Origin of the sequence: Halorubrum sp. (assembly GCF_046498025.1) — an archaeon.
Classification (GTDB): Archaea; Halobacteriota; Halobacteria; order Halobacteriales; family Haloferacaceae; genus Halorubrum.
On record NZ_JAWOBM010000032.1, the window covers coordinates 1 to 5373 of the forward strand.

6 protein-coding genes, 1 tRNA gene and 1 pseudogene are annotated in these 5373 nt (G+C 63.5%); 3 read left to right on the plus strand and 5 right to left on the minus strand.

The genetic code is table 11. The features are described from left to right. A partial coding sequence (locus R6U01_RS06885; RefSeq protein WP_410285723.1) for an acyltransferase occupies positions 1–761 on the minus strand: 761 nt, incomplete at its 3' end. A 223-nt stretch (positions 762–984) separates the two neighbouring features. On the opposite strand from R6U01_RS06885, the gene R6U01_RS06890 reads away from it, so the two are divergent. The 3 genes and pseudogenes from R6U01_RS06890 to R6U01_RS06900 all read left to right on the plus strand — a co-directional run. Beyond that, complete coding sequence (locus R6U01_RS06890; protein ID WP_410285724.1) at positions 985–2004, plus strand: NADP-dependent oxidoreductase; 1020 nt, start codon at positions 985–987, stop codon at positions 2002–2004. 95 nt (positions 2005–2099) lie between these two features. Next, positions 2100–2468, plus strand: coding sequence for a hypothetical protein (locus tag R6U01_RS06895; protein ID WP_410285725.1), 369 nt, complete (start codon positions 2100–2102; stop codon positions 2466–2468). A gap of 130 nt (positions 2469–2598) precedes the next feature. Next, a pseudogene (locus R6U01_RS06900) lies at positions 2599–2800 on the plus strand (NADP-dependent oxidoreductase); the annotation flags it as partial. 192 nt (positions 2801–2992) lie between these two features. Here the strand turns inward: R6U01_RS06900 and R6U01_RS06905 are convergent. The 4 genes from R6U01_RS06905 to R6U01_RS06920 all read right to left on the minus strand — a co-directional run. After that, positions 2993–3550: a halocyanin domain-containing protein gene (locus R6U01_RS06905; RefSeq protein WP_410285726.1), complete on the minus strand. Its 558-nt coding sequence runs from the start codon at positions 3548–3550 to the stop codon at positions 2993–2995. A 147-nt stretch (positions 3551–3697) separates the two neighbouring features. Further along, on the minus strand, positions 3698–4663 hold the full coding sequence (locus R6U01_RS06910) for a hypothetical protein (protein WP_410285727.1): 966 nt from the start codon (positions 4661–4663) through the stop codon (positions 3698–3700). A 255-nt stretch (positions 4664–4918) separates the two neighbouring features. Further along, positions 4919–5093: transfer RNA gene (locus R6U01_RS06915), tRNA-Trp, on the minus strand. Between the two features lie 126 nt (positions 5094–5219). Then, positions 5220–5373, minus strand: a 154-nt coding sequence (locus R6U01_RS06920) for a DUF5795 family protein (RefSeq protein WP_410285728.1), incomplete at its 5' end; no start/stop codon positions are given.

Here is a 5373-nt window from a genome sequence, read left to right on the forward strand (position 1 = left end):
TTGACCCGCACGCTCTTCGCCGGCGCCCCCACGGCGACGTGGTGGGCGGGCACGTCCCCGCGGACGATCCCCTTCGCTCCGACCATCGCGTTCTCGCCGACGCGACAGCCGGCGGCCACCATCGCGTCCGAGGCGATCCGCACGTCGTCTTCGAGTTCGGTCAGGTAGATCGAGACGTCGGTCTGGTCGACGACGTCGTGGCCGTGGCTGTGGATCGTCGCGCCGTCGGCGATCGAGACGCGGTCGCCGATCGACAACGCCCCCCTGTCGTCCAAGAGCACGTTCCGGTGGACGACCGTGCGATCGCCCATCTCGATGTTGTGCCCGCACGGGAAGGTGATCCCGCGCTCCAAGAAGAGGTCCTCGCCGGCCTCGGCGAAGAGGTGGGTCGCCAGCATCTGTCGGAACGGGAGCGCGAACGCGAGGTCGTTCGCCGCCGGCGACGCGTCGAACCCGGCCCACAGCCACTTGAACGACTTCGCCTCCCGGAACGACGATTCGTCCGTCTCGGCCCACTCGTCCGCCTTCACGAGCACGTTTCGCGGATCGTACCGATCGAGACGGATCCGCTCGACGGGGCCGATCGACTCGCCGGCCCGCCATCGCTCGTAGACGTCGGCGTCGCCGTGAAGTTCGGCGAGGACTTCCTGTACCGCTTCAGCCGTCGGCTCCGATCCCGCGAGCCGGTCGTCGACGGAATCGACGTAACGGTCGATCCGCGCCCGGACCTCCGGCGGGACGTCGACTGACCGTTTCGTCATGTGGTCCAAATATAATTAAGATATATTAACTATTGCGGCCAACACGCGCGATTCCGACACCGTTCGGGCTCCCGGCGAGGGTGAAGCCGTCAGGAGAGCCGACCGATCGCATCGACGATCACGTCGACCCCGCCGAGTCCCGACCCCGCCGAGTCCCGACTCCGCCGAGGGCCGACGCCGCCGAGTCCCGAACCCTATTGAGTCCCGAAGCGCAACGGCACCCGTGACACGAACCAACCGCGAATGGGTGCTCGCCGAGCGCCCGACCGGCGAGCCCGACCTCGACTGCTTCGAACTGCGCGAGACCGACGTTCACTCCCCCGACCCCGGCGAACTCCTCGTCCGCACTCGATTCCTCTCGGTGGACCCGTACATGCGCGGTCGGATGCGCGACGCCGAGTCGTACGCGGAGCCGTGGGCTATCGGCGACGCGCTCTCCGGCGGCGTCGTCGGCGAGGTCGTCGAGAGCGCGCACGACGGGTACGACGCGGGCGACCTCGTCACCGGCGAGGGGACCTGGGCCGACTACGCCACCCTCGACGCCGACGCCGTCGCCCCGGTCGACCCGTCGGTCGCCGCGCCCGAGACCTACCTCGGCGCGCTCGGGATGCCGGGACGAACCGCGTACTTCGGCCTCTTGGAGGTCGGCGAGCCCAAGCCGGGCGACACGGTCGTCGTCTCCGGCGCCGCGGGCGCGGTCGGCTCGGTCGTCGGCCAGATCGCGAAGCGCGCCGGGTGCCGCGTGGTCGGCTTCGCCGGCTCCGACGAGAAGGCGGCGTGGCTCACCGACGACCTCGGCTTCGACGCCGCTATCAACTACCGGGCGACCGACGACTACCGCGCCGCGCTCGAGTCGGCCGCGCCCGACGGCGTGGATGTCTACTTCGAGAACGTGGGCGGTCCCATCACCGACGCCGTGTTCGCGGCGCTGAACCTCGACGCGCGCGTCGCCGTCTGCGGACAGATCGCCCACTACAACGACGAGGAGGTCCCGACCGGCCCGCGGAAGCTCCCGGGGCTGATTCCGATTCGAGCCCGCGTGGAGGGGCTGCTCGTGAGCGACTTCGCGAGCCGGTTCGGCGAAGCCAGCGAGCGGCTCGGTCGCTGGGTCGCGAGCGGCGAGCTGGAGCACCGCGAAACGGTCGTCGACGGCCTGGAGAACGCGCCCGACGCCTTCCTCGGACTGTTCGAGGGGGACAACATCGGCAAGCAGGTGGTGCGAGTGTCGTCGCCAGCGGAGTAACGGGTCGCCTCGTCGCTCGGCCGCTCCGCTCGCCGGCGCGGCTCAGCGGCCGCAGGCGCGTGTATAACTATTACGTGCCGGACGGGATCCCCCACATGACAACTGTCGAATCAGACGGGGTGATCGCGGACGTCGCCTCGTGGACCTGGCTCCACTGGACGGGCGTCCTCCTGTCGCTGGGTATCGCCGGAATCAACCTCTTCATCGGGTACACGGAGGGGCAACCCCAGTTCTTCGCCATCGGTGGGAGCTTCCTCCTCGGCGTCGGCTTGTACCTGAGCCGGTTCTGGAATCCGATCTTGTACCTGCTCGGGATCCTCCACGTCGCGGTGCTGGCCGTCCTCTGGTTCCTCGACGGACTACAGTTTCTGCTGTTCGGTGTCGCTACCGGCGTCCTGAGCGTCGGACTCGCCGTGATCGCCGCGTATCTGTTCTTCGAGGAGGGAAGCGCCGCTACTCGTTGAGCTCGCGACATATTTCCCGGAAGGGCCCGTGTCGTTTCCCGGCCGAGTACTCCGACCGGATATCGCCGCCACCGCCCACGCTTCGACTGGGAGCGGGTACCGGCCGGGGTCTCGCTCCCGGTTCGCGTCGTCCGCGCCCGACGGCGTGGACGTCTACTTCGACAACGTGGGGGATCCCATCACCGACGCGGTGTTCGCGGCATTGAACCTCGACGCGTGCGTCGCCATCTGCGGGCAGATCGCCCACTACAACGACGAGGAGGTCCCGACCGGGCCGCGGAAGCTCCCGGTGATTGATTCCGATTCGGGCGCGCGTAGGGGGCCTACTCGTGATCTCTAAACGAGCACGAGTAGCCCGTCGCCGTCTCGACAGGGTGGCAACCCCTCGGCGATCTGCCGGCCCCGGGCACGCGCTTCGAATTCCCCCACTGCGACGCCCACCGACCGGTCCCGGAGTTCGCGCTCACCGGTCGGGACCTCGAGATCCTCAGTGAGTTCCACGCCGAGTGAGGAGACTCGACGGATCACTCCTCCTCGACCACGACCGAGCCCTTCATTCCATTCGCGATGTGGGGCTCGCAGTGGTACAGGGCGATTCCCTCCTCGTCGAAGGTGTGGGTGTACTCGATGTCGTCGCCATCCTCTGCCTCTCCGGAACTAAACTCGTAGTCCGACTCGCCGATCTGTTCGTCGGGTTCTGCTTCGACGTTGTGTGCACCTCCTTCGCCGGTCCATTCCCAGAGAACCTCTGTTCCGGACGAAACGGCTACCGCGGATGGTTCGAACGCTAACCCTTCGTCCCCGGCACCGACGTCGATCGCCACATCGCTCTCCTCACGGAGATCCACTATCTCCCCGTCGTAAAGCCTCGCCGCGTCTCCGATTTCCGTCTCGGTCATCCACTCGTCGACGGCCGGATACTCATCTGCCGAAATCGTACCCGCACCGTTTCCGTTATCGTCTCCGTTCCCGTTTCCACCGCCAGCACAACCGGCCAGTCCAGTCATTCCGGCGGCCGAGATGGCGCTAAGCGACTTGAGAATCGTTCGTCTGTTTGCCTCGGTGAGGGGTGATTGTGTCATCTTCTCACAATGAATAGGATGCCCAAACACATATATCCCCATACAAAATTCTCGTCTGTGTGAGAATCGCAGGAAGAACAACGGAACGTCTTATCGGCTGTGGATCTGTCTGTCTTCGATCACTCCCGGTGCGTCCTGATATCGGGACTATAAATATCGAGGGAGTGTCAATAATTCTCGTAGCGGTAGATAGAACATGAGGTGCTCCTCTCCGAGTTCTCCGGGAACCGGTCGGTGAGTGCCGCCAGTATGGACTGCCCGAGCTACCAGGTAATCATAGCCGAAGTTGAGTCGGAAGTAGTCTTCGATAAGGGGAGTGGGGTACTCAGAGGACAGGCTGTCAAAGATCGCCTCTCCCTGCGTCAGCGCAGTCTCACACCCCGGCTCGGGAAAGAATTCCCGGGCGAAGAACGCATACCGATCATCCCAACCTGAGAACCGCGGCAACACGTCGTCGACTGATGCAGAGCGGTCATTACCGAGAGCCACGTCGTTAATTCGGTCAGCGAATGGTTCGATCGAACGCCATTCGGGCGAGGGAGCGTTCGACGAGCGTTCGTGGTAAAAGTCGATACAGCAGTCCGGATACCCGTGTAATCCTCCTTGATATCGTTCGAATTTCGGGAACGAGTCGCTCAGAATCGCATCGATATTTTCCTGTATCACCTCCTTCGGAGTCGCGGAGCCGTCGTCCTGGAAAAAATAGACGCGTGCTCCATAGTGGAGCCGGTCTCCCGTGTACAACCACTCCGGGACGACGAAACACTGTCCTGGGTACTGGCGCTCGAGATGGCTAATTTCCGGAATGCGCTGTAACTCTCGGCGAAACTGTGTCGATGCAGTCCAGAGATCGTTCTCCGTGAGTGCATCCACGTCGACCTCGATGCTTCTGTAAGCACGCCTCGATTCTCGGAGATCTCGCGACCGTTGTCCGCGACTCGAGTTCGAGGATTCATCGGTATCGCGATCAAATGCATCTAAAGCTCGTAACTGCCCGGAGAAATACGTCTCGTCGATCTGGACGCTCGCTCCCTGTCTCTGGCCAGCGAGAACTGTGGAGCTGTCCAAGGCGATGAACGTTGGGAGAGCAGCGATGTCGCGTTGACGGTACATTATATTGCGTGTCCTCTTAGACTCCGATGTGATATCGATCAGTTTTGCGAAGAGCTGTGAGAGTACTCGTAATAATTAGTAGTAGAACATAGTTATTATGATGGGGAAGTAGACCAAATTCACCGTCCTTCAGTATCAGAATCGCAGTACGTGGTCGACTCCCAACACACGGGGTTCTGAAAACTCGCCAGAGTCTGCTCCACTGCTTCATTTATACTCTTGCCTTCGGCACGTCAGGATCGTTCGAGGATAGAGTGGGGCCGGAGGGATTTGAACCCCCGATCGACTGATATCTCCGGTGCGCCTCGGAACTCCAGAGGGTCGTCAACGCGAGCGATGATCAGTCGCCCGCTCGGTATATCAGTCTGGAGTGTCGTCCCGGGCGCGAACCTCTGGAGTCAGTCGCCATGCCTGGCTTGGCCACAGCCCCACGCGGTATCGCACTAGGTCGTTGCCGAAACGCGGATAAAGGGGTTTCGATCGCGGACGATCGCGGGACGGATCGGCGACGCAGCGTGCGCCACCGGCGACCACCGATCGGCCGCGTCGTCCCGGCTCAGCGGTCGTCGTCGCTCCAGTCGCACTCCTGGCACTTGTAGCCGGTGACGAACTCGGTGACGCTCGGCATGTAGCCGACGGAAATGACGTCGCCGCCGCACTCCGGACAGCCGCGGTCGGCGTCCGCGATCGACTCGGCTTCGAGCACCGAC

Bases quoted from the DNA above. Each gene is read 5' to 3' on its own strand.
- R6U01_RS06895 (WP_410285725.1), top strand. From the start codon at position 2,100: ATGACAACTGTCGAATCAGACGGGGTGATCGCGGACGTCGCCTCGTGG.
- R6U01_RS06905 (WP_410285726.1), bottom strand. From the start codon at position 3,550: ATGACACAATCACCCCTCACCGAGGCAAACAGACGAACGATTCTCAAG.
- R6U01_RS06910 (WP_410285727.1), bottom strand. From the start codon at position 4,663: ATGTACCGTCAACGCGACATCGCTGCTCTCCCAACGTTCATCGCCTTG.